The 23,353-nt window shown below is 62.8% G+C and carries 27 protein-coding genes; 14 read left to right on the top strand and 13 right to left on the bottom strand.

The genetic code is table 11. From position 1 onward, the window contains the following. Positions 1-37 precede the first annotated feature (37 nt). Positions 38-457, top strand: a complete 420-nt coding sequence (locus GRI32_RS01390; protein WP_160589336.1) for a hypothetical protein — start codon at positions 38-40, stop codon at positions 455-457. Positions 458-528: 71 nt separating this feature from the next. Here GRI32_RS01390 and GRI32_RS01385 read toward each other — a convergent pair whose 3' ends face one another. Beyond that, positions 529-681 carry a hypothetical protein gene (locus GRI32_RS01385; protein WP_160589335.1) on the bottom strand — a complete coding sequence of 51 codons (153 nt, stop codon included), beginning with the start codon at positions 679-681 and terminating at the stop codon, positions 529-531. A gap of 54 nt (positions 682-735) precedes the next feature. Then, positions 736-1,014 carry a translation initiation factor IF-1 gene (gene infA / locus GRI32_RS01380; RefSeq protein WP_160589334.1) on the bottom strand — a complete coding sequence of 93 codons (279 nt, stop codon included), beginning with the start codon at positions 1,012-1,014 and terminating at the stop codon, positions 736-738. A gap of 328 nt (positions 1,015-1,342) precedes the next feature. Between infA and GRI32_RS01375 the strand changes: the two genes are divergently transcribed. Further along, on the top strand, positions 1,343-1,753 hold the full coding sequence (locus GRI32_RS01375; protein ID WP_160589333.1) for a hypothetical protein: 411 nt from the start codon (positions 1,343-1,345) through the stop codon (positions 1,751-1,753). 52 nt (positions 1,754-1,805) lie between these two features. Here GRI32_RS01375 and GRI32_RS01370 read toward each other — a convergent pair whose 3' ends face one another. The 3 genes from GRI32_RS01370 to GRI32_RS01360 are packed head-to-tail and all read right to left on the bottom strand — an operon-like array spanning position 1,806 to position 6,439. After that, a complete protein-coding gene (locus GRI32_RS01370) occupies positions 1,806-3,272 on the bottom strand; it encodes an aldehyde dehydrogenase (RefSeq protein ID WP_160589562.1) in 1,467 nt (488 codons plus the stop codon). A 39-nt stretch (positions 3,273-3,311) separates the two neighbouring features. Continuing rightward, on the bottom strand, positions 3,312-5,537 hold the full coding sequence (locus GRI32_RS01365; protein ID WP_237437305.1) for a PQQ-dependent dehydrogenase, methanol/ethanol family: 2,226 nt from the start codon (positions 5,535-5,537) through the stop codon (positions 3,312-3,314). Further along, positions 5,525-6,439 (bottom strand): NAD(P)H-binding protein, encoded by a 915-nt coding sequence (locus GRI32_RS01360; protein ID WP_160589332.1) that lies wholly within the window; start codon positions 6,437-6,439, stop codon positions 5,525-5,527. Before GRI32_RS01360 ends, GRI32_RS01365 begins: the two co-directional genes overlap by 13 nt. Before the next feature lie 73 nt (positions 6,440-6,512). Here GRI32_RS01360 and GRI32_RS01355 point away from each other — a divergent pair, with 73 nt between their 5' ends. Both GRI32_RS01355 and GRI32_RS01350 read left to right on the top strand, forming a co-directional pair. After that, a complete protein-coding gene (locus GRI32_RS01355; protein WP_337190123.1) occupies positions 6,513-7,010 on the top strand; it encodes a nuclear transport factor 2 family protein in 498 nt (165 codons plus the stop codon). 38 nt (positions 7,011-7,048) lie between these two features. Beyond that, entirely contained in the window at positions 7,049-8,617 is a 1,569-nt protein-coding gene (locus GRI32_RS01350; RefSeq protein WP_160589331.1) for a tannase/feruloyl esterase family alpha/beta hydrolase, read from the top strand. Between the two features lie 21 nt (positions 8,618-8,638). Here the strand turns inward: GRI32_RS01350 and GRI32_RS01345 are convergent, their stop codons facing one another. The 4 genes from GRI32_RS01345 to GRI32_RS01330 are packed head-to-tail and all read right to left on the bottom strand — an operon-like array spanning position 8,639 to position 11,917. After that, the gene (locus tag GRI32_RS01345) at positions 8,639-9,169 is read right to left on the bottom strand and encodes a hypothetical protein (RefSeq protein ID WP_160589330.1); all 531 of its coding nucleotides are present in this window, start codon (positions 9,167-9,169) and stop codon (positions 8,639-8,641) included. Further along, on the bottom strand, positions 9,166-9,564 hold the full coding sequence (locus GRI32_RS01340) for a c-type cytochrome (RefSeq protein WP_160589329.1): 399 nt from the start codon (positions 9,562-9,564) through the stop codon (positions 9,166-9,168). Before GRI32_RS01340 ends, GRI32_RS01345 begins: the two co-directional genes overlap by 4 nt. Beyond that, entirely contained in the window at positions 9,561-11,123 is a 1,563-nt protein-coding gene (locus GRI32_RS01335; protein WP_160589328.1) for an FAD-binding oxidoreductase, read from the bottom strand. Before GRI32_RS01335 ends, GRI32_RS01340 begins: the two co-directional genes overlap by 4 nt. Positions 11,124-11,152: 29 nt before the next feature. Further along, positions 11,153-11,917, bottom strand: a complete 765-nt coding sequence (locus GRI32_RS01330) for an SDR family NAD(P)-dependent oxidoreductase (protein WP_160589327.1) — start codon at positions 11,915-11,917, stop codon at positions 11,153-11,155. Positions 11,918-12,030: 113 nt separating this feature from the next. On the opposite strand from GRI32_RS01330, the gene GRI32_RS01325 reads away from it, so the two are divergent. From GRI32_RS01325 to GRI32_RS01315, 3 genes are all read left to right on the top strand, one after another. Beyond that, positions 12,031-12,891, top strand: coding sequence for a DUF8021 domain-containing protein (locus GRI32_RS01325; protein ID WP_160589326.1), 861 nt, complete (start codon positions 12,031-12,033; stop codon positions 12,889-12,891). A gap of 62 nt (positions 12,892-12,953) precedes the next feature. Further along, on the top strand, positions 12,954-14,171 hold the full coding sequence (locus tag GRI32_RS01320) for an MFS transporter (RefSeq protein WP_160589325.1): 1,218 nt from the start codon (positions 12,954-12,956) through the stop codon (positions 14,169-14,171). Between the two features lie 10 nt (positions 14,172-14,181). Then, positions 14,182-14,886 carry a VIT1/CCC1 transporter family protein gene (locus tag GRI32_RS01315; RefSeq protein WP_160589324.1) on the top strand — a complete coding sequence of 235 codons (705 nt, stop codon included), beginning with the start codon at positions 14,182-14,184 and terminating at the stop codon, positions 14,884-14,886. 95 nt (positions 14,887-14,981) lie between these two features. On the opposite strand, the gene GRI32_RS01310 is transcribed toward GRI32_RS01315, so the two are convergent. Genes GRI32_RS01310 through GRI32_RS01300 form a run of 3 tightly spaced genes read right to left on the bottom strand, consistent with a single transcriptional unit; the run spans position 14,982 to position 16,432 of the window. Continuing rightward, positions 14,982-15,428 carry a VOC family protein gene (locus tag GRI32_RS01310; RefSeq protein WP_160589323.1) on the bottom strand — a complete coding sequence of 149 codons (447 nt, stop codon included), beginning with the start codon at positions 15,426-15,428 and terminating at the stop codon, positions 14,982-14,984. A 39-nt stretch (positions 15,429-15,467) separates the two neighbouring features. Beyond that, entirely contained in the window at positions 15,468-15,899 is a 432-nt protein-coding gene (locus GRI32_RS01305; protein ID WP_160589322.1) for a nuclear transport factor 2 family protein, read from the bottom strand. Continuing rightward, positions 15,899-16,432, bottom strand: coding sequence for a MarR family winged helix-turn-helix transcriptional regulator (locus GRI32_RS01300; RefSeq protein WP_337190122.1), 534 nt, complete (start codon positions 16,430-16,432; stop codon positions 15,899-15,901). Before GRI32_RS01300 ends, GRI32_RS01305 begins: the two co-directional genes overlap by 1 nt. Before the next feature lie 128 nt (positions 16,433-16,560). On the opposite strand from GRI32_RS01300, the gene GRI32_RS01295 reads away from it, so the two are divergent. From GRI32_RS01295 to GRI32_RS01275, 5 genes are all read left to right on the top strand, one after another. Next, positions 16,561-18,045, top strand: a complete 1,485-nt coding sequence (locus GRI32_RS01295; protein ID WP_160589321.1) for a lignostilbene-alpha,beta-dioxygenase NOV2 — start codon at positions 16,561-16,563, stop codon at positions 18,043-18,045. 96 nt (positions 18,046-18,141) lie between these two features. Further along, positions 18,142-19,161: a hypothetical protein gene (locus GRI32_RS01290; protein WP_160589320.1), complete on the top strand. Its 1,020-nt coding sequence runs from the start codon at positions 18,142-18,144 to the stop codon at positions 19,159-19,161. Continuing rightward, positions 19,158-19,661, top strand: a complete 504-nt coding sequence (locus tag GRI32_RS01285) for a hypothetical protein (protein WP_202385885.1) — start codon at positions 19,158-19,160, stop codon at positions 19,659-19,661. The genes GRI32_RS01290 and GRI32_RS01285 overlap by 4 nt, the downstream gene beginning before the upstream one ends. Beyond that, a complete protein-coding gene (locus tag GRI32_RS01280) occupies positions 19,658-20,110 on the top strand; it encodes a hypothetical protein (RefSeq protein ID WP_160589319.1) in 453 nt (150 codons plus the stop codon). The genes GRI32_RS01285 and GRI32_RS01280 overlap by 4 nt, the downstream gene beginning before the upstream one ends. Further along, the gene (locus GRI32_RS01275) at positions 20,107-21,069 is read left to right on the top strand and encodes a DUF8021 domain-containing protein (protein ID WP_160589318.1); all 963 of its coding nucleotides are present in this window, start codon (positions 20,107-20,109) and stop codon (positions 21,067-21,069) included. Before GRI32_RS01280 ends, GRI32_RS01275 begins: the two co-directional genes overlap by 4 nt. Before the next feature lie 112 nt (positions 21,070-21,181). On the opposite strand, the gene GRI32_RS01270 is transcribed toward GRI32_RS01275, so the two are convergent. Next, a complete protein-coding gene (locus tag GRI32_RS01270) occupies positions 21,182-21,688 on the bottom strand; it encodes a DUF1097 domain-containing protein (RefSeq protein WP_160589317.1) in 507 nt (168 codons plus the stop codon). A gap of 234 nt (positions 21,689-21,922) precedes the next feature. On the opposite strand from GRI32_RS01270, the gene GRI32_RS01265 reads away from it, so the two are divergent. Next, positions 21,923-22,678, top strand: a complete 756-nt coding sequence (locus GRI32_RS01265; protein ID WP_160589316.1) for an SDR family NAD(P)-dependent oxidoreductase — start codon at positions 21,923-21,925, stop codon at positions 22,676-22,678. A gap of 88 nt (positions 22,679-22,766) precedes the next feature. Next, a complete protein-coding gene (locus GRI32_RS01260) occupies positions 22,767-23,327 on the top strand; it encodes a nuclear transport factor 2 family protein (protein ID WP_160589315.1) in 561 nt (186 codons plus the stop codon). Positions 23,328-23,353: the final 26 nt, after the last annotated feature.

Here is a 23,353-nt window from a genome sequence, read left to right as displayed (position 1 = left end):
CCGCCCAACAGCAAGAAAGCAAGGGACGCATAACTGGATGAGGACACCGATCGCCTGCGCCATCTTGCTCTTGGCCCTGTCTTCCTGTGGCAGGCAGGCGCCCGAACAGAACGCGGCCACCAATGCAGCCGAAGCGGCAACGCCCGGGTCCATACAGGGTGAGACGGCAAAAGCCGGAATCACGCTGGAACAGCATGCCGGGAGATGGGAATTCACCTATCCCGATGGCACGCAGAGCACGATTATCCTTCGCGCCGATGGCAGTTATGAACGCATTGCGGGAGTAGATAGCGCGGATCGCGGATTGTGGATCTTTGCCGAAGAACGGACCTGCCTGCTGTCGCTGAAGGCGGAAGACCGGCCGTGGTGCTATGTGATTGGCGAAGCCAATGAATACGGCTCACGCACTGCCATCATGGAAGACGGCTCGGTCGTTACAATCAGTCCGGTAAATTAGGTCTGGTGCCGCAAAGGCGGCTTACCCAGCGGGGTGGCAGGATTTCGCCCACCACCCCGTGGTGATGATTGTCAGTCGATCATGGCGGCGACGAGGCGCCGCAGTTCCCGTTCGCTCAGCGCGCTCGAGCAATGCTGCGGCGCGGTATGCGAAACGGGCTTCCGACCGCCAAAAGGCAGCGAAAGTGTGGTGCGCGGAGTGCGCACGCTGGTCTGGATTGTCATAATATTCCTCTGGAGGGCGGCGTCTGATGCGCCTTGCCCTTCGTAAATTGTAGTCTAGCGCCTGAATTTGCCGCGCTTGCCGCCGCCAGCACCACCCGTTGGGCCGGAGCCCGGAGTGCGTTCGCGGAAGATTATGCGGCCCTTGGAAAGATCATAGGGCGTCATTTCAACATGAACCCTGTCACCAGCCACCGAACGAATCCGGAAGCGGCGCATCTTGCCAGCGGTATAGGCGATGATCTCATGATCATTGTCGAGCTTTACGCGAAAGCGACCGTCGGGCAGAACCTCGTCGATATGGCCTTCCAGTGTAAGCAGCTCTTCCTTCGCCAAATTTCTAATCCTTCAGGCATGTGAGTTGTCGCTTCGCGAATCATTCCGCGTTGCGCAGCCAGGTAGCGTGATAAGGAAAGGTGAAAGCCGGTTCGACCGGCTGGCAAATTCCGTCGCAAGCGACGTCAGGCAAGAGCTATATAGGCTCACTTGCGTTTAATTACAATGCAACAAAGCGAACAGCGCAAACACGGCAAAGATTCGTTCAATTTGTATCGCGAAAACAGCCTGATGCTGCGCCATCGCTGCAAACAGGCCAGAAATGTCCCGCAAACCGGCCAAGTCTGTTTAGAATGCCCTCCTCAAAGACAGCTGAGGGGATAGTACCATGAAGAAATTGATCGCCTGCGCCGCATGCCTGGCCATTCTATCGGCCTGCTCCGAAACGTCGGACGACGCTGCACAAGAAAGCGCAGAAACAGTGCAACCGGTGAGCGACTTTACCTTCGAGGAACACCTGGGGGCCTGGGATGTCGTCTATCCCGACGAGACAACCGCCGTCACCACCAACCGGCCTGACGGCACCTTCACCACGCAGATGGCCGATGGCACCGTATCGGAAGGCACGTGGTCGATGCAGGATGACGGGTCTTCGTGCTGGATGCCAACGGGCGAGGATGAGCCACGCTGCTACACGATTGGCGCAGCGGACGAGAACGGCACACGCGCCCTGACCATGCCAGATGGCCAGATCGCCTATGTCACGCCCGTTCAGGAAGAAGACGCGGCGGCAGAATGACAAAAGGGGGCGGCCTTTCGGTCGCCCCCCTTCACTTCCCGGTAGCCGGAAATCAGGCCGGAGCGCCGTCCAGCAAGATGGTCTTGGTTTCGGTATAGGCCCAGATGCCTTCATCGCCGCCTTCGCGGCCGATGCCCGACTGCTTGAACCCGCCGAACGGCGCGGTCCATTCCATGCGCATTCCGTTCTGGCCGACCACGCCGGTGCGGATGCGCCGGGCAATGTCATAGGCGGCTTGCGGATCATTGGTCAGCACGCTGCCGTTGAGGCCGAAGTTGCTGTCATTGGCGATGCGAATGGCGTCTTCCTCATCCTCTGCCGGGATCAGGCACAGCACCGGTCCGAAGATCTCCTCCTGAGCGATGCGGCTGGAGTTATCGACGTTGGCGAACAATGTGGGCTCCATGTAATAGCCCTTGTTCATATGCGCCGGGCGGTTGCCGCCTGTCACCAGATCGGCGCCGGACTTCTTGCCTTCCTCGATATACATTTCCACCCGTTCCAGCTGGCGGCGCATGGCGAGCGGGCCAAGCTGCGTGTCAGCGTCTTCGGGATGGCCGATCTTCACGCCCTGCATGACCTTGGCGATCGCTTGTGCCAGTTCGTCATGCCGCGCGCGGGGAACGATGGCGCGGCTGAGCATGGCGCACACCTGCCCGCTCATCACGGTGATGGTGTTGCCAAGAATACCGGCTGCGGCCTCGATCGGGAAGTCGTCGCGGATGATGGCGGCGGACTTGCCGCCCAGTTCCAGCGTGCAGCGGGTCATGTTCGATCCGCAGACACTGGCGATATGCATGCCCGCAGCCGAGGAACCGGTGAAGGTCACCTTGTCGATCAGCCTGGAATGGACCAGGTGATCGGCCGCCTCGCGGTGCGCGGGAACAAGGTTCACCGTTCCGGCGGGCATGCCCACGGCCTCTGCCGCCTCGGCAATGATATAGGCTTCCAGCGGCGTTTCGGGCGATGGTTTCATGATCACCGTGCAGCCTGCGATCAGCGAATAGAACACCTTGTTCGCCATGATCGCGAACGGTCCGTTCCACGGCGCGATGGCGGCCACAACGCCCACCGGTTCACGCGTGATGATGACGGTATCCACCGCCATGCCGGGGCGGCGTTCTTCCCACTGGAAGCGCTCTCCCAGCGATGCGATGCCGCGCAGGCCGGCCACCCCGCCTGCATGCATCGGGCCTGACGCGCTGGACAGGCCGCCGATCTGCGCGGTCCATGCAGCCGCCAGTTCGGGCACGCGGGTTTCCAGATAGTCGACCATCTCCATCAACTTGGCCATGCGCTCCAGCGGAGGGGTGGTGGACCAGGGGCCATTGTCGAACGCCTCGCGCGCCGCAGCAGCCGCGCGGTCCATGTCCACCTCGTCCGCCTCGGCCACGCGGGCGACGATTTCCTCGCGGTCCGGGTTCTCGATCTCGATCTGGCCGGGGCCGTGCGGGGCCACCCATTCGCCGCCGATGAAAAGCTTGTCCGGGTGTTTGATGTTCACGCCTTCGGGGGTCATCATATCTCTCCGTATTCGGGCCACGTGCGGCCCATCATATCAATAATTGGACAGGATCGTCAGCGATTGCGTGTCCAGCGGCAGGCCGCGGCGCTGCAATTCCAGCTCTCTTGTCCGCAAAGCGGCTTGCGTATCGATCAGATAGGCGTGGATCGCCTTCACCTGATCGGGTGAAAGCCGGTCATCCCAGCGCGGCATGCCATTGGGCATCAGCAGCCCTTCCAGCACGATCTGGTTGAAGGCCCCGTGCACGCCGCTGTTCATCCGCCGCAGATCGGGCAGAGGAGCGCGCGGCTGGTTGGAATGGCAGATGCCGCAATTCTCGGTGAACAGGCCGCTGCCCATGGCGATCATGTCCGGCGTGGCATCGGCAAATTGCGCGGGCGGCTGGGGCGCGGGTTCCAGCGCCGGCAGATCATCGGGAACGGGCACGGCGCCGCCACCCAGCTTGAACACCAGCAGGCGGTTGCGATTGCCCTTGCTATAGGCCGCGGCATAGGGGGGCACGAAGCCCCAGCCACCGCCGCCCCAGCCGGTCTGCACGGCGACATATTGCACCCCGTCCACCGAATAGGTCATCGGCGCGGCCATGATGCTGGAGCCGGTGTCGATGTGCCACAATTCCTCGCCCGTATCGCTGTCGCGCGCGAACAGCTGGCCAGCAACATTGCCGTGGAAGATGATCCCGCTCTGCGTGGCCAGCACGCCGTTGCGGTCCTGCCAGCCGAGCGATTCAACCGCCCATTTGGTTTTGCCAGTCAGCGGGTCCATCGCGCGAAGTTCGCTGCGGAAAGGTTCATCCAGCACCCATTGCCATTGCGGCGTGGCCATCATCGCCTCGCGAATGAACGGCGGCAGGCTGGGCGCGGCGGCTTCCAGATCGGGCGTGAAGATGATCGCGGCCCCGGCATTGAGGAAGCTCTTCTGCCGCTCCACACCCTCGGTCGGGCCGGTCAGGAACAGCAGATTGCCCATATCGAGCACATGGGCAAAATAGGTGTTGCGGCCCGGATCATAGGCCGCCGGATACCAGTTGCGCGCGCCCGGTGAGCCGGGATAAACGACCTTTGGCCCATTGGTATAATCGGCCAGTTCCATCGTCATGTTGGGTTGGCCGGTTTCCAGGTTCCAGCTGTCTGCCCAGCTGGTGCGGACGATGGGGTTGGCGGCCAGCGGACGGCCCGTTTCGCGGTCCACCACAAAGAAAAAGCCGTTCTTGGGCGTGTGCAGGATCACCGGGCGCTGCTCGCCCGCCACTTCCATTTCGGCCAGCATCATCGGCTGGGTGGCGGTGAGGTCCCAGTTGTCCTGCGGCGTTTCCTGGAAATGCCATTTCATCCGCCCCGTTTCACGATCAAGCGCGACGAGCGAGTTCAGGTAGAGATTGTCGCCTCCGCCGGGCGAGCGGACTGCCTGCGGGTAAGGCCCGCCATTGCCGGTGCCGACGATGATCTGGTCAAATTGCGGATCGTAGGTGATCGCATCCCATGCGGTGCCGCCGCCGCCAATGTCCCAGCGTGTATCTTCGGACCATGTGGAAAGCGCGGCTTCCAGCTCCTCACTCTCCTGCGGGCCATCGGCCGGATCATGCGGGATGGTGTAGAAGCGCCAGGCTTCGCTGCCATCGGTGATATCATAGGCGGTGACATAGCCGCGCGTGTCATATTCCGCGCCGGCATTGCCGATAACCACCAGATTGCCCGCCACTTCGGGCGCGCCGGTGGAGGTATAGCCGCGGTCATGTTCGGCAATCGTATCGACGCTCCACGCAACCGACCCGTCTGTCATGTCGAGCGCATAGAGCATGCCGTCCAGCGCAGCGACCATCACCTTGCCCTGCGCAACCGCGATGCCGCGATTGGCCCAGTCACAACAGGCGGAGCGGACGATCTGCATGTCCATTTCGGGCACGAAGGTCCACAATTCCTCCCCCGTCACGGCATTGATGGCATAGACGCGGCCCAGATTGCCCGAGGTGTACATCACCCCGTCAATCACCACCGGAGTGGCTTCCTGCACGCGCGCCGTGCCCAGATCATATTCCCACGCCAGACCAAGTCCGGAGACATTCTCCTTCGTCAGCCCTTCCAGCCGGGAAAAATGACTTTCAGCCCAGTCACCGCCGGGATTGTCCCAGTTCTCACCCGCGCCATAGACGGAAGTGTCCACCTCGGGCACGTCGTCGCCGCAGGCGGTCAGCGCCAGTGCGGCCATGCCAATGAAAAGTGCGCGCCGCATCATGCCAGCCCCGATCATACCGGCCATGCTCCCTGATACTGTTCGAACACGCTGCGAAGCGTGCGCGGGGTCTTGCCGGTGATGCGTTCAACGCAGTCGCTCACCTCATCCATGAACCCGGCGCGGATGGCGGTGCCGAAGGTTACCATGTCATCGCTCGACCACGGAATCGGGCCATCAGGCACGATGTCGCTGGCGTGGCGCGGTACGCCCAGTGAATCGAAATATGCGAACATCCCTTCATCATCGACATGCTGAACCTCGATCGGCTTGCCGGCCATTTGCGAAACCATCGCCATCGCTTCGGGAATGGAGATCGCTTCAGGGCCTGTCACCGGATAGGCATGGTTGCCGTGCCCCTCCTGAGTCAGCACACCAACGGCCACGTTCACGCAATCATCGCGGCTGACAAAGCCCACCCGGCCCTGCCCGCAATTGTCGGGCTTCACACCCATCTGCAGCGCGGGGATCGCCATGGCGAGAGCGATGGCTTCCGAATACTGGTTGTCGCGCAGGAATGTGTATTCGACACCCGTCGCGCGGATGGCTTGCTCGGTCGCGAGGTGGTCGTTCTTGACGATCGCGGGATTATCAGGCCGGTCGCAATTGATGATGCTGGTATAGGCGATCTGCCTGACGCCTGCCGCGGCGGCTGCCCGCGCTGCATTGGTATGCTGGCCCACCCGCGTGCCCACACGCGCGGTGGAGATCAGCAGCATGCGCTCCCCACCTTCCATCGCAGCGGGCAGGCTGGCGGGATCGTCAAAATCGGCGCAACGAATATGCGCGCCCGTTTCGGCAAACTCGGCCAGTTTTTCCGGAGTGCGCGACAGGAACACCAGGTCCTCCGCCGGAACGATCTCCAGAAGCTGCTTTGCGGCCGCATTGCCAAATTGTCCCGATGCGCCGGTGACGATGATCTTGCCCACGATTTACCTCTCCTTCTTGCGGAGCGATCATAACGAGTGTTACGGTTGTGGCAACAATCGGGAGAGAGATTACGTGCCGAAATTGACTGTCGAGGACCGCCTCGCTTTGCAGGACCTGATCGCGGACTACAGCTGGGCGCTGGATACAGGCGATACCGAAGGGCTGGTCGCCTGCTTCACGCCTGACTGCCTGATGAGCGAGGAAGTGTTCGAAGATCCCGATATCTGGGAAGGGCATGACGGCATTCGCGGCCTGATGAAGCATTATGCCAATGCCCCTGGTTTCCCCGGCCGCCAGCATCACGTCACGCAGGTGAAGTATTTCCCGCAGGACGATGGCAGCGTGAAGCTGAAGAGCTTTGCCTTCGTGACCGAATGCCACGGCGAACCGCCTTATGAACTGCGCTTCTGCGGCTGGTATGATGACCATGCGGTCAAATGCGCGGATGGCCAATGGCGCTTTGCCCGGCGCATCGTACGGCTGTGGGATGGCGAGGTACTACAACGCTTCCCCGGCCACGGCGAGTGGAAGCCGCGCAAGCGACCGGACTCGCTGATCATCCGCAAGTGAGCTAAGAATATCTGCATCGGGGTTTGAGGGGAACGACCATGAATTTGAAGACCGCATTCGCCGCCACGGCATCGCTGGCGGCGCTGGCTATCGCCGCACCGGCACAGGCCGCGTGCGAGGATATGCTCTCGCTTGATCTGGAAAATGGCCGCGTCACATCGGCTGCCGTCGTGGCCGCTGGCGGGTTCGAGGCACCCGCCAGCGGCTTTGGTCCGCCGCCGGGCGTGGCTGCATCGCCCTTTGCCGATGTGCCCTCCTTCTGCCGCGTTCAGGTCACTCTGACCCCCAGCAGCGATTCGGACATCAAGACCGAGATCTGGCTGCCGATGGAAGGCTGGAACGGCAAATATGTCGGCATTGGCAATGGCATCTGGGCAGGATCGATCTCCTATGCCGAGATGGGCCGGTCACTCAGCCGCAACTATGCCACGGCAGCAACCGACACCGGCCATACCGGCAGCGGGATGACCGCTGAATGGGCCATCGGCCACCCGGAAAAGCTGGTCGATTTCGGCTACCGCGCGGTGCATGTCACCACGGTGGCGGCCAAGGCGGCGGTTGAGGCCTTCTATGGCCGCGGGCCGGAGCTGTCCTTCTGGAACAGCTGTTCCACCGGCGGACGGCAGGGCCTGATGGCGGCACACCGCTATCCTGATGATTTTGATGCGATTTCGGCCATGGCTCCGGCCAATCCGATGACCGACCTGATGACCCAGTCGATGTGGCAGGGCTGGCAGCCGCAACGCTTTGGCGTGCAGCTTGGGCCGCAGCAACTGGGCCTGGTGCATGCCGCCGCGATCGCCCAGTGCGATGCACAGGACGGTGTGGCAGACGGTGTGATCAGCCGCCCGCTGCAATGCAACTTCCAGCCCTCCAGCCTGCAATGCGCGCCCGGCCAGACCGAAGGCTGCCTGTCATCGGGACAGGTGCTGACGATGCAGAACATCTATGGCGGCACACGCGCTGCCGATGGCTCGCACCTCCTGCCCGGGTGGCCGGTTGGCTCCGAAGGGCAGATGGTGGCGCTCACCATGGGGGCAGAGCCCTTCCCCGTCGCCATGAGCTATTTCCGGGACCTGGCCTATGCCGGGCGCACAGGCTGGAACTGGCAGGAAACCGACTATCGCGACTACATGAACGATGCGCGCAGCTTTGGTGCCGAGATGCTCAACGTGCCGTCAGACGGGCTGACCGCCTTCTTCGCGCGCGGCGGCAAATTGCTGATGAGCCACGGCTGGTCCGACGGGCTGATCCCGGCAACCAACACGCTGGCCTTCTATCACGGCATGTATAATTCGCTGCCCGCCAGCGTGGCACAAAGCCAGACGCGGCTGTTCATGGCGCCGGGCATGGATCACTGCTCTGGCGGGGACGGCCCGAGCGATTTCGATACGCTGGGAACGATCGACGCATGGGCCACAAGCGGACGCGCGCCCAATCGCATCATCGCCACGCGGCCAGTGCAGGCTGGCGGCGGTTTTGGCGGACCTCCGCCGCCCCCGCGCGCGCCGATGGAACGCCCGCTGTGCCCCTATCCGATGGTGGCGAAATATGACGGGACGGGCGACACCGCCGTGGCCAGCAGTTTTACCTGCGAGGTAAGTTAGGAACCGCGCCCCAACTGCGCCCTAGCCGCGCGGCACCAGCAGCCAGCCCAGTGCCAGCTCGCGATCGGGCTGGCGACGGGCAGCGATGGACATCGCCTCGGCGGTGCCATCGGGCCTGGCCGCCCAGCCGGCAAACCGCTCCGCCCAGTCATGCCTTGCGCCCACCGCCATGCGGGCGAGCGGTAGCCAGGCGGAATCATGCGTGAAGCACTCGCAGCCTTCAGACTGTCCGCGAATCTCTGCGGCCAGCGTATAGCCTGCTTCCAGTGCCACTTCGCCGATCATCAGCGCATCGGCATGGCGCGATACGCCGGCGATCAGGGCAGGCCGGCTGGCGACCAGTTCCTGCGCGAAACGGATCGTATCGCCCTCGATGGCGCGCGATGACGTGCCCGCCGCGCGGCCAGCCGCCGCAAAGCGTTGGCCTGCATCCAATGACGGATCATGGACCAGACCGCTGTGCGCGCCATATTGCCAGCGCCAGCGCGCCAGCCCGGCCACTGTGGGGACAGCCAGCGCGCCCAGCAGCATGTTGCGGCGGGTGGTTTTCATTGTGCCCCTCCATGCGGTCCGGCGGCGAGATATTCGGCGATCTGCTGCAATTGTTCGTCCGACACTTCTCCGCGCGGAATGGCGGGCATGTTGCCAATGCCGTTGCGGGCAGACAGCACCACCAGTTCCACCGTTAGATCGTCACGCTCCTCCAGCAGGGAAACATCGGCGCGGCGCGCGATCAGCCCGGTGCCCATGCCGTTGGGCGCGTGGCACATGGCGCAAAATTCGACATACAGAGCCTCACCCCCGGTGGCATCGGGACGCTGCGCCATGGTGACCGGCTGCGGCATCGGCGGCGGGCCGCCTGTGGCAGCCTGTTCGGCTTCTCCGCCTGAGCAGGCAGAAAGCGCCAGCGAGGCGGCGACAAACGATGTTGCGGTCAGGATTCTCATTGTCCGCGCTCCTGTGCAAAGGCTCTGGGCCAGATGCCGCTCTTGCCCGGCGCGATGATTCCGTTGGGATCGAGCGCGTTCTTCACCTTCTCATTCAGGCGCAGCAAAGCGTTGTTATTGAAGTCATAACTTCCCGCCACCAGATCCATGTAATCAAGGTGCGTGCGGTATTCGCCGTAACCCTGTTCCTTAGCATCGGCCACCAGCGTGCGGAAGAACGGATCGACCTTGGCCATCATGGCGGGATCATCCTTGTTGAAGATCATCGCGTTGACATTGGTCAGGTGCCGCTCGCCAAAGGCAAAGCTGCCCTGATAGTCGACGCCGAATTCCCGGTACCTGGCATAGGTGCGCTGGAACTGCGCCAGCGCGGCATCGCCATCCTGCGGAATGATCGGGCTGAAACCGATGTGTCCGCCGCGCCCGCCATACCAGTTCACATTCTGCATCGGGAAGGTCATCGGCGTGCCGGTCCAGCCGGTGTATTCCAGCGGCTCGCCGCGTTTCCACACGGTCGGCTTGATCGCCATGGGGCCGGCATTGCCCATCGCCTCTTCCAGGATCTTGTAGGCCGCCTTGTTCACGTCCTCGCGGCCATACAGGCGCAGCGAAACGCCCCACCAGCCGATGTTGAACTGCTTGCGAATGGCATCGATTACCGCGTCCGAAACGGACCCTGGCTCATCGGTCCAGTCGGTCCGCCGGGTGAGCACGGCCGCCGCGCGCATCCAGTTGCCGATGGAGGGGCTCTGCGTCAGCACGCGTTCGCGCCGCAGCGGAGCGATGGTGTCGACCATCACCTTCAAATCCTCAGGCTTGTCGAATTCGACATCCATGCCCATCAGGCTTTCCGGCTCCGGCATCAGCCACATGCCCATCTTGGTCACGATGCCAAAGTTGGACTGGACGAACATCTGGTCCCACCCCGGGCCAAAGCCGAAGGGATAGGCCTGCCATGTCGGCGCATTGGAAAACGCGCCCATGCCCGTGCGCACCAGATCGCCATCGGGCAGCACCACTTCGAGGCCGCAGATGTTCTTGGTATGCTCGCCATAGGGAGTGTAGCCCACGCCGCGATCGAGCGCATTGCCCATGACAGATCCCCAGCTGTTGCCGGGGGTGGACAGCCAGAACGGCAGATTGTTGCGCTGGATGTAGTCGTACAGGTCATAGAACCCCACGCCCGGCTCGACGATCACCGTTCCCAGCTCCTCGTCGAACTCGATCTTCTTCATCCGCGACAGGTCCAGCACCACGCTGCCTGCCAGCACCGGCGCGGTGCCACCATAGCCCAGGTTCTTGCCCCGGCTGATGGGGTAGAGCGGCAGGCGGTACTGGTTGGCGATGCGCACCACCGCCTGCACTTCCTCGACGCTTTCACACGCCACCGCGCCCGAAGCATGATGCGCCTCGTCATTGACCGAGAATTTGTCCTGATAGGAAATGCGGTCGAGGTCCTCGAAGAACACCTTGCCGGCACCCAGCACGCTTTCGAAGGCGCGCTGCGCCTGCGCCAGCTTTTGCAGCGTAAAATCAGGGGGAAGCGGGATATCAGCCATAAGTTCCTACTTTCTCAGCTCACCAGACCTCAGGACGCAGACCATGCGGTGCGGGCAGGTGGGCGTGTCCCGGCATCAAGCCGGATAACCTCGCCATTGAGCAAGGCATTTTCGATAATGAAAAGTGCGGTGGAGGCAAATTCGTCTGCCCGCCCCGCGCGCTTGGGAAATTCACAGCCCTGCAGCAGTTCGGCGACGAAATCTTCGGGCAGGAAGGCCACCATCGGCGTGGCCATGAAGCCCGGCGCAATGCCCGCCACGCGGATGTGATGGGCGGAAAGGTCGCGCGTCCACACCAGCGTCAGGCCCGCAAGCGCAGCCTTGGCGGCGGTGTAGGCGCTCATGCCCTCCTGCCCTTCAAAGCTGGCGATGGAGCAGGCGTTGATGATCACGCCGCGCTCATCATCAGGGCCGACAGGATCATTGCCGATCATGCGGTGCGCCACTTCGGCGGTGACATTGATTGCGCCCATCAGATTGACATCGATGACCTTGCGGATCGCGGCCACATCGCCGGGACCATCGGCGCTGGCAATTGCGCCCATCCCGCCAATCCCGGCGCTGTTCACAAGGATATGGATCTGTCCGTGACGCCCGGCAATCTGCTGCACTGCGCCTTTCACCTGCGCCGGATCGGAAACATCACAGGCAATGAAGTCCGCCCCCGCAGGCGCTGTTCCGCCCAGATCGAGGCTCACCACTCTGGCGCCGCGCGCCAGCAGCGCGCGCGCAGTGGCTTCTCCCAATCCGGAATTGCCGCCAGTGATGACGGCCAGCCTGCCTTGCGGATCCATTCCCTCTCCATCCCCCGTTTCGGGCCCTGATTCAATCGCACGATTCAACCGCGACTTTAACGGACGTTACTTTTGAGCTAGCACGGCCTCAAGTCAAGCGAGGGGAGAAGGTCTTGGCATCCCGCGATCAATTATATGCAAGTCTCGATGCCTATCTGGCGGCGCTGTCTGCGCGCGATGTGGGCCGCGCGCCCCTGGCCGCGCAGGTCTTCAACACTGAGAACAACGTGCGCCTGTCACCGGGCGATGGCTGCTGGAACACCATCACCGCGCGCGATCCCTATGACCTGCGCTTCGCCGATCCCGAGCGCGGGCAGGTGGCGGTCTTCACCGCAATCGAGGAGACGGACGCGCTCAACCCGTGTTGCATCCGCCTGCAAGTGGGCGATGACGGCCTGATCACCGGTGTGGAAACCGTGGTCGCCCGCAACAAGGATGAGGGCTTTCCCTTCGGTCCGCAGAAATATGAGCGCAAGCCGGTGCTGGAAGAGGTGATCCCGGCAGCCGAGCGCATGACGCGCGAGGAGCTGGTGCGCATCGCCAATGGCTATTTCGAGACGATCGAGCGCAATGACGGTACCATCCGCACGAAATTCCATCCCGATTGCAACCGGGTGGAAAACGGCGTGCAAACCACCAATAACGCAGGCTTCCCGCTGGCGGTGGCGCGCATGGGGTGCGAGGCGCAGTTCGCGCTCGGCTGGTATCGCTATGACGATGACCTGCGCGCCCGCCGCTTCCCGCTGGTGGATATCGAGCGCGGGATTGTGCTGGCCTATGGCTTCATCGATCATTCGGGCAGGCTGGGCGAATATACGCTGACCAATGGCGAGCGCGCGGTCAGCCCCGTTCGCCGCCCGCACTCCTATTATCTTGCCGAAGCCTTTAAGATCAGGAACGGTATGATCCAGCAGGTGGAAGCCGACTTTCTGACCGTGCCATACCGAATGCCATCGCCGTGGGATGGACAATGAAAGGCCCACCCCACTAGACGTGGCAGGACAAGCCCGGGAATCGGGTGGGGGAGATTTACCGGATGACCAACAGCCGCATCGTGGCGCTGATATTCCTTGGCGGCGTGTTCATCATGGAAGGCTTCGATATTGCCGCCATGGGCATTGCCGTGCCGCGGCTGGAAGAAGCGCTGGGCATCGCGCCCGCCAGTTTCGGCTGGGTGCTGACCGGCATTCTGGTGGGCCTGGGCGTGGGTGGAGCCACATTGGCACCCCTGGGTGACCGCTTCGGGCGACGGGCGCTGATCGTTGCAGGTTGCCTTGCCACGGGCCTTTTCACCATCGCCACGGCAACCGCCGACGATACCACCATGTTCCTTGTCTGGCGCTTCCTTACCGGCTTTGCGCTGGGTGCCTGCCTGCCCAATGTCAGCGCCCTGTCGAGCGAGCTTGCACCGGAACGGCTGCGCGCCACGGTGATGGCGGTGGTTTCGGCGGGCATCCCGCTGGGGCTTTCAATCGCCGGCGTGCTGGCGCCCGAAGTGATCGCCGCATGGGGCTGGCAAGGCCTGTTCTATGTGCCCGGCGGCTTTGCGGTGTTGCTGGCAGGCGTGCTGTGGCTGGTGCTTGAAGGCGGCGCTCCGGCAAGCGCGGCAAGCAAGGAGGATGCCGCGCCGGCAGCGAAATTGCCGCAGCTGGTGCTGTTCGCGCGGCCGTGGGCTTTTCCCTTTGCCGTTTTTGCCACCATGCTGGGGCTGAACGCGCTCAATCTCTATCTGCTCAATTCCTGGCTGCCCACGGTGCTGCCACAGGCCGGCCTGTCGCTGGATGATGCCGCGCGTGTCGCTGGCGTGGCCAATCTGGCTGGCCTTGGCATCGGCATCGGCTTCAGCCTGCTGCTCGACAACTGGAAGAAGGGCCCGGCGCTGATGCTGATGTTCGGCGCGATGGCGGCCAGCTTTACCGCGATAGCACTGACCGCGCCCGATCAGACGCGCTGGACGCTGTTGCTGATGGTGGGAGTAGGCGGCGCCAATGCAGGCGGCATGGTGCTGCCGGGGCTGGCGGCGCATCTGTTCCCCGCAAGGCTGCTGTCCAGTGCGGTGGGCATGGGCGTGCTGGTGGCACGGCTGGGTGCCTTTGCCGGGCCGCCGCTGGGCGCTGCCATGCTGGCAGCCGAAGTGCCTGCACGGGTGTTCCTGGGCGTGGCCGCGATCCCGGCCTTCGCGTGCGTGGTGGTGGCGCTGCTGGTGGCACGCGCACTGCTGGTAAAAGAGCGCGTTGCCGCTGACGAGGCATAGGAGACACGCCATGAGCAGACTTCATCTCCACCGGGAATCGCACGCAGTCTCACGCATTGGCTGGCTGCGGGCCGCCGTGATGGGGGCCAATGACGGTATCGTCTCCACCGCCAGCCTGATTGTCGGCGTTGCATCGGCAGATGCAGGCAAATCCGCCGTGCTGGTGGCGGGCATGGCCGCGCTGATCGCCGGGGCGATGTCTATGGCGGCGGGCGAATATGTCTCCGTCAGCTCGCAATCCGATACGGAGAAGGCCGATCTCGCCCGCGAAAAGGCCGAACTGGCTGAATTGCCCGAGGCCGAGCGCGAGGAGCTGGCGCAAATCTATGAGCAGCGCGGGGTCAGCCGCGAAACCGCCTTGCAGGTTGCCGATCAGATGATGGCGCATGATGCGCTCGCCGCGCATGCCAGGGATGAACTGGGCATATCGGACACCACCGCCGCAAAGCCATTGCAGGCAGCACTGGCATCAGCGCTGACCTTCACCGCCGGTGCCGCTGCCCCGCTGATCGTGGTGCCCTTTGTCAGCGCGGCCATGCTGATTCCGGTGGTCAGCGTGGTGTCGCTGATCTGCCTCGCCATACTGGGCGCGCTGGGCGCCCGAGCAGGCGGCGCGCCGCTTGGCCCGTCCGTGCTGCGCGTCACCTTCTGGGGCGTGCTGGCGATGGTCGCCACGGCTCTGGTGGGGCAAGCGTTTGGCGCTGTGGTCGGTTAGAGGGGTGGCGTGTGTGTAGGAGCGAATGTCTGCTCTTGGATAGATGACCGCCTTTCAACCAACCACCCTTCCCGCCCAACACCAACACCGCAGCTTCAGGGCTTGCCGCCCGCCGCCAATCGCGCGCGGCGCTTGTCCTTTTCGACAAAGTGCATGGCTTCCAGCTTGAGTCCGTCAGGGTCGAGGAAGAAGACCGCATAATAGCCTTCGCCGTAACTGGGATAGGCTGCGGGCGGATCGATGATTTCAACCCCCTCACCAAGCAGGAAGGCATGGAGATCATCGACCTGGCTCGCGCTTTCCAGCTCGAAGGCGTAGTGATGGAAGCCGATATTGCCGGTGCGGTGCGGGTGGCGCATCCCTTCAGGGTCGGCCTGGGTGATCCAGAACATCGTGTCCCAATTGTTCCAGCCGACGACTTCGCCAAATTCCCATTCGCGCTCAAACCCCATGAAGCCGAGCAGCCGGTCATAGAACTGCCTGGAACGCGCGAGGTCGGAAACGCGGATGGCGAGATGATCGATGCCGACAACGCGAACCATCAGTTCAGCCTCCCGCCTGCGCCTATTCCCGGTGCCCGCCTAAGGGCGAAAGTCCAGCCCGCCCACGCGTTGCTTGAACCGCCAGCCATCGGGCGTGTTCACAATCAGATCGGTAAACGTGCCGATCAGCGGGCTTTTGGCATCCTGCACCGGCAGGCCGCCGCCTTCGGGCACATCGCCCATATACAGCACGATCACGCTGAAGGCGCGCGCGGTGGCGGGGCCTTCCACATCGACCACCGTATTGGCGATGACATGGCGCTGGGCGCGCGGAGGCCGTGCGGTGAAGCTGGCAAGAATGGCCTCGCGCCCCTCGATGAATTCATCGGGCTTGCTGGGCCGGGCAAAGCGCGCGTCGGGCGTGTACAACGCCGCCACGGCATGCCAGTCCTGCGCATCGTTGAGGTTCACATACTGATGGATCAGGCGGGTGCAGTCCCATTCGATCGCGCGGCGTTCATCCATATGCATCAGGCTTCGTCCTCGTCAGGCTTGGTTGCTTCCAGGAATACCGATCGGCCGCTGTCATCGCGTGCCTCCAGCCGGGAGATCAGCCGTTCGACCAGGCCTTCCAGCGCGGCCAGGTCACTGTCCACCATTTCGGAAAAGAGATAATCGGCCACCTTCTCACTCTGCGGGCGCATCACCTCATACAGGTGCTGGCCTTCGGTCGTCAGGGTCAGCCATTTGCGGCGGCGATTGGCCGGATCGCGCTCCACCTTCACGCGCCCGTGGCGTTGCAGCGTGGCCACCGCTCGGCTGACGCTCATCACGTTCACGCCGGTCATCTCCGCCACTTCATGGCTGGCGGTACGTCCCAGCGCGCCGATCGTCATCAGCAGGCGGAATTCGTTGAGGGAGATGCGATAGCGATGCGCCAGATGGGTCGAGAACGGCGCCATCAGCCGGTTGGTCAGCTTCAGCAAGCGGTGCAGCAGCGCACCCTTGCTGTCCATGCCTGCCGCCACCCGGTCTTCCATCTTTGCCTGCGCGCTGTCGTGCACCTTGTCCCCCGCTTGACCACAATCAATGTATGTTTGCGCCAACCGTAACACCTGTTAGCGTTGTTGACGAGTTAGCGTTGTAGATGAATCATCACATCGCGCAGGATCAGTTGGGAGGACCAGAGGCCATGAACGCCTTTCCGCAGACAATTCACTTCATCGGCACCAATACGCCGCGCCGCGTCGAGATGTCAGTACGCAACCTGGCGGTGGAAGGGGAAATCCCCGCCGAGATCGAGGGTGCCTTTTTCCGCGCCGTGCCGGACAACGCCCATGCGCCGATGTTCGAGGATGATATCGCGCTCAATGCCGATGGCATGATCGCCGCTTTCACCTTCACCGATGGCGCGGTGGATTTCGCCATCAGATATGTCGAGACGGAACGCTATCTGGCCGAGAAGAAGGCCCGCCACGCGCTGTTTGGCAAATATCGCAATCCCTTCACCGATGATCCCAGCGTCAAGGGCGTGGACCGCACGCTCGCCAACACCACGCCTGTATGGCACGCCGGGCGCCTGTTCATGACCAAGGAGGATGGCCGCGGGTACGAGATCAACCCGCACACGCTGGAGACAGTGGGCAAATGGGATTATTACGGCGCGCTGAAATCAGAGACCTTCACCGCCCATCCGCGCGTGGACAGTGAGACGGGCGAGTTGTTCTTCTTCGGTTACGAGGCAGGCGGCCTGTGCAGCGATGACATCGCCTATGGCATTGCCGACAAGGACGGCAATCTGGTGAGTGAGCAGTGGTTCAAGCAGCCCTATATCGCCACCATCCATGACTTCGTGATTACCGAGAAATACGCCATCTGGCCGATCTTCCCGACCACCGCCGATCTGGACCGGATCAAGGCCGGCGGCGCGCACTGGGCGCACCAGCAGGATCTGGAAAGCTGGATCGCCATCATGCCGCGCTATGGCAAGGTGGAGGACATGCAGTGGATCAAGGGGCCGGTCGGCGTCTCCTGCTTCCACGAGGTCAACGCCTATGACGATGGCGACCTTGTGCATATCGACCTGTGCCTGACGGACACGGTGGCCTTTTCCTTCATGCGCGAAGCGGGCGGCATCCACCGCGATCAGCAGTCCATCCAGGGTGCGCTGACCCGCTGGACCATCGACATGTCCAAGGCCGACCCGCAGATTGAGGAGCGCCCGCTTGGCCCTCCCGGTGATCTGCCGCGTCTTGCCGATGCCGATCAGGGCCGTCCGTATAACCGCGCATGGTATCTCTCCATGAACCCCGAAGCGCAGGGTCCACCCATGCTGGGTGGTCCGGTGGGTGCCAATTTCAACGCCCTGCTGCGAATCGAACCGGGTAATGGCCGCCTGACGATGATGGCTGTGCCGCCCGGCGCTGGCATCAGCGAACCGGCGCATGTCCCCTCTTCGCAGGAAGGCCACGGCGGCTGGCTGCTGACCGTGGTCGATATTCCCAATGGCCCGCCCGGAGGCAATCCGGCGGATTATTCCAGCGAGCTGTGGGTGGTGGAGGCCGACGCGGTGGAGAACGGCCCGATTGCCAAGATCAGGACCGGCCTTGCCCTGCGCAGCCAGGTCCACGGCGCATGGGTCAGCCGCGCAAGGCTTGATGCCAGCAAGGTGCGGTAATGCCCGCCGCGCGCTCCCTCTGGACGGGGCCTTTCACGACGGGACTTGTGTCATGGCAAAGCTAGGGCATACACTCCGTCCGAGGGGAGATATGCGATGAGGACCAAGGTTTTCGCCGCCGCACTGGCATTTGCATTCATCGGCGCGCCGGCAATGGCGCAGGACGCCGCGCAGATGGAGGCGCGCTTTGAAGCGCCGCCTGCTGGCTGGGAAGTGCCGCGCACGGACTGGGGCGATCCGGACCTGCGCGGCAAATGGCCGGTCGATTATCTGGGCCAGACCCCGCGCGAACGCCCCGCCCATTTCGGCACCCGCGCCTTCCTGACCGATGAGGAATACCGCGAGGCCTTCGCTGACGCGCAGGCCCAGCTGGACCGTTATGACGAGGAGGTTCAGGTCGGCGTGATGTCGATGGGCCATTGGGCGGAACGCGGCCATCCGCTGCGGCAGAATTCGATGGTGGTTGAACCCGAAAACGGCCGCTACCCGCAGCTGACCGCGCTGGGCCAGCAATTGCGCGCGAACGAGCACACGTCGTGGAACACAGAGGTGTTCGATTCGATGGATGATTTCGGAATTTTCGACCGCTGCCTGACGCGCGGATTGCCCAGTTCCATGCTGCCCGGCGCCTATAATGGCGGGATCGAGATCTTCCAGTCTCCCGGACTGGTCGCCATCAGCCTGGAGATGATCCACGAAACGCGCATGGTCTATCTGGATGGCCGGTCCCCGCCGCCAGCCAACATGCAATATGATCTGGGCTATTCGATCGGACACTGGGAAGGAGACACGCTGGTGATCGAAACCACCAACTTCCGCCCCGGCATGTCTGCCGGCCCTGCTCCCAACAGCGAACAACTGCATGTGACCGAGCATCTGACGATCAGGAATCCCGACCAGATCCATTACGAGGCGTGGGTGAGCGATCCGCTGGTGATGGAAGGCAGCTACAAGCTGGACCTGCCGTGGCTGCGCGATTCCGATTACGGCATGTTCGAATATGCCTGCCATGAGGGTAATGTGCAGGTGCGCGGCTATATCACCTCCACATCCCCCCGCTTTGCCGCCGAGCGCGAGGCCGCATGGGCCTCACGCGAGTCAGGAGGCGATGAGTGAACGAGGGGGCTGGCGCGGAGGTCGCGGCGCTGAGCGATGTTCGCGGGCCGGTGTTTCGCTGGGTCTATCATACCGCGCGGCTGATCTTCGGAGCGTGGTGGCTGTTTTCGGGGCTGATGCATTTCTTCTGGCCCGAATTGCAGCCGCTGGGGGATGAGCCTGCGGCGATCGATTTCACCCTTGCCCTGATGGCCAGCGGCCTGTTCGACTGGGTCAAGGTGCTGGAGATCGTGCTGGGCCTGACCCTGCTGGCCAACCGCGCCATGCCGCTGACCATCATCGCGCTGGTGCCGATCAACGTGGTGATCGTGTACTGGAATTTCGTGCTGGATGAAGGGATGGTCGAATGGACCTTCGGCATCCTCACCATCGTCTTCAACGCCATATTGGCATGGCCGTGGCGGCATTATTTCTGGGGCCTGTTTACCTGGCGCGGCCTTCCCGATTATTCGATGAACAGCCGCCTGCCCCGGCAGCAGGTGGACGAGCGCAGCGTATGATGCGCTGGCTCTATCACGGCGTTCGCCTGTTCACTGCGGCATGGTTCATCTATGCCGGTTTCAACTTCTTCCTGTACCCGGATAACCAGCGGCTGGGGCAGGTTCCGGCGTCGCATGATTTCACCGTCGCGCTGATCGACAGCGGCCTGTTCACCTGGGTCAAGGCCGCCGAATGCGTGCTGGGCATCACTCTGCTGTTCAACCGCTTCATGCCGTTGAGCGTGCTGGCGCTGGTGCCGATCAACTTCGTGGTGGTCTATTACAACTGGGTGCTCGAACCCGCGCGCGGAACCTTCATCGCCGGCGCGCTGACCTTCTTGTGCACCGCCTATCTGGCGTGGAGCTGGCGCCAGTATTTCTGGCCGCTGCTGACTTTCCGCGGGGAAGCGCAGCATAGCCTGCGCCCGCAATTTTCAGATGTCGTCATCAAGGGGGAGAAACAAGTATGACCAAGTTGATAGCCACGCTGCTGGCCGGGGCGGCGATGTCACTGGCCGCACCTGCTGCCGCACAGAATTGCGACCGTGACTGCCTGATCGCACTGGCCGATGCCTATGCCGATGCGCTGATCGCGGATGAGCCCGGCGCGGTGCAATGGGCACGCGGCGCGGTGGTGATGGAAAACCTCGCCCCCAGCAGCGCGGGCGAAGGCGCATTCGACACAATTACCGGCGATGGCGATGATGACTATGCCATCCACGTTGCCGATCCCATCAGCCAGCAGGTCGGCCTGCTCAAGATGATGGTGGAAGGCGATGAACCCGTGCTGGTCGGCATCCGCCTGAAGCTGAACGAGGCGGGTGTTATCTCGGAAGCGGAGCACCTGATCGCGCGCAATCTGTCAGAAGCCCAGCTGGCCAATCTGCAGGCCCCGCGGGCGCAGATCCTGATGCCGGTGCCAGAGGCCTATGTCGATTCGCGCAGCCGCCTGCTGTGGCTGGGCCGGTCCTATTACGATGCGCTGGATTCCAACAATTCGCGCTTCTCCAACATGGCCGATGACTGCGTGCGCCATGAAAATGGCTTCCAGACCGCGCGCAACAGCTTCACCCGGCCAGGGATGATGTTCAGTGACAGCGAGTTCACCTATCTGGGCGGCCTGGGCTGCGCCGCGCAGATGGACACCAACATGTGGGAATATATCGACACGATCGAAAACCGCCGTGTCGAGATTGCCGATCCGGTGACCGGCCTTGTCTGGGGCATGAGCCATTTCCACCATGACATGGCGGAAGATACCACTCCGCTGATCGGCGTGCCGTGGTTCACCGAGCGGGACATGAGCCGCTTCAACGAATTCGATATGCCCGCCATCCACATCTACAAGGTCTGGGGCGGCGCGATTCACGAGATCGAGGCGCTGGGCATCGTCATGCCCTATCAGTCCGCGCACAGCTTCGAACATTGAGTTTCGAAAACCAAGCTTCGGGCGCTGATACGCCGGCCATTGCCGGGCAATGAAAAGGGCGGGAAGGCACATGCCTCCCCGCCCTTTTTCATGTCCCTGGGGACGCTCTGGCCTATTCGGCGGCAGCGCCCTTCTTGGTCATCGCATTGGCGAAGGTTTCGGACAGATAGCCGAATGCCGCGCCAATCACGATGGCGCCGATAACCGGGAACAGCGCCTCTGTGGGAGAGCGGTCCTGCAACAGGATCGGGCCGGCAATGGAGGCAAAGCCATAGACGCTGGCCGGGATTGTGGAGAGGATGGATACGGCACTGGCAAGGCAGATAACCGCCGCGCCAACACCCACTGCAACAGGTGCCGCCAGACCGCCCAGAGCAGCCAGCGGGCCGCCTGCTGCCATGACTGCCGCCATGCCGACAACCGCGCCAAAGCTCATGCAGGCAAGCGTGGTGGCCGTGCCCTTGGTTCCGCCGCCGGAATGGAAGTGGCAACCCCAGGCGATGAAAGAAATCCAGACGAGTCCGGCCAGCGCCGTTGTCGCCAACGGGCTAACGAACAGCCAGGTGTCGAGTACGGCCAGAACACCGACAGACAAGGCAAGTGCGAGATATGCAGACATGAAAACTCCCTCCCCAAAACAATTCTTATTATAAAGCTGCCCCGGTCCCGCACTGTTGGCGGCGTTCCCCATCCGGACGCAGGCGGGGAAATCTACTGCATGCTTTCCAAGCCGTAAAGCTACCTAGTGGATAAGCCGCATGCTGGCGCTGGATTGGCAGCACCGCGGCGCATTGTCGCCCGGCGCGCGGCCATGTATTCGGATGGGTATTCCGATGGGCGAGGAGATACACAGATGAGCGATCTGACCGGCAAACGCATAGTGGTGACAGGCGGGACGCGCGGCGTGGGGCTGGAGACGGTCCGCCTGCTGGCGCAGCAAGTGGCGCAGGTGGCCTTCACCGGACGCACCGCGCAAGCCGTGGAGCGCGCGCTGGACCAGCTGGGCCACCCCGCCAATGTGACCGGCCACGCCTGCGACGTGCGCGACACCGCTGCGATGGCCGCGGTCATCGCCGAGGGCTGCGACGTGCTGGTGAACAACGCCGCCCTGGGCGGAGGCTTCGCCACGCTGCATGAAACACCGCCCGATGAGATCGCCGAGTGTATCGAGGTCAACCTGATCGCTGCGATCCAGACGGCGCAGCTGGCGATCACCCGGATGCTGGAAAGTGGCGGCGGGACGATCATCAATATCTCCTCCGGGCTGGCCATGCGTGCCTTCCCCCGGATGGGCAATTATTGCATCACCAAGGCTGGCCTCAACATGGCGACACGGGCGATTGACGTGGAATATCGCGACAGCGGCATTCGCACATTCGGTTTCCAGCCGGGTGTCGTGGACACAGACATGCAGGCCGGATTGCAGAACAGCGGCCTGCCCAGGGAAATGCTGCCACCGGCGGACAAGATGCTGCCGCCTGAAGATCCCGCGCAGGTGATTGCCTTCCTGTGCACATCAGGCGCCGATCCGTTCATCGGGCAGGAACTTGCGATCTATTCGCCCGAATTGCAGGACGCGATGGGCGTTTCCGGTAAATGGGTTTACTGATTTTCACCAATTTGGTTATAATGCGCGACGGATTGGCTTGCATTGTTTGCGCGCAGTGACATGATCCGCGCCGGGGAGGACTTGTTTCATGAAATTCCATGCCATTACCGCCACTGCCATTGCAGCACTGGCCCTATCCGCCTGCGCCGACATTGACGTCTCGGCCGACGTCGACAGCGAAACCCAGGCCGTGATGGACCGCGTCGCGATTGAGGATATGGTGATCGAATATTACGCCCATCTGGGCGGCGGCGAAGCGAGCGCATTTGGCGATTACTTCACCGAAGACGCGATCTTCGACGTCAACGGCCTTGTCGCCAATGGCCGCGAGGAGATCGAGGCGATCTATGCAGGCATAGGCGAGGACGAGACAAGCGCCTCCAACGGTGGCGGGCAGTTCCACATGATCCTGTCCAATCCGGTGATCAGGGTGGATGGCGACCACGCCACCGCCCAGTTCCTGTGGACCGGTATCCGCAACGCCGAAATCAGCGCCCCTCCGGTGCTGGTGGAACAGGGCCGGGAATATGACAAGTTGCAGAAGGTGGACGGCAAATGGCTGTTCACCCACCGCGTCGTCATCGCCGAAAGCGGCCTGCCCGAAGGCCAGTACGAAAACTGGACCCCGCGGCTGGATTTCAGCTTCTAGAGCGGTTTTTAGGCCGGGTTCTCGGG

Source organism: Alteraurantiacibacter aestuarii (assembly GCF_009827405.1).
Classification (GTDB): Bacteria; Pseudomonadota; Alphaproteobacteria; order Sphingomonadales; family Sphingomonadaceae; genus Alteraurantiacibacter; species Alteraurantiacibacter aestuarii.
Note: the sequence above shows the minus strand (reverse complement) of the source record. Positions and strands in the feature narration are given on the sequence as shown.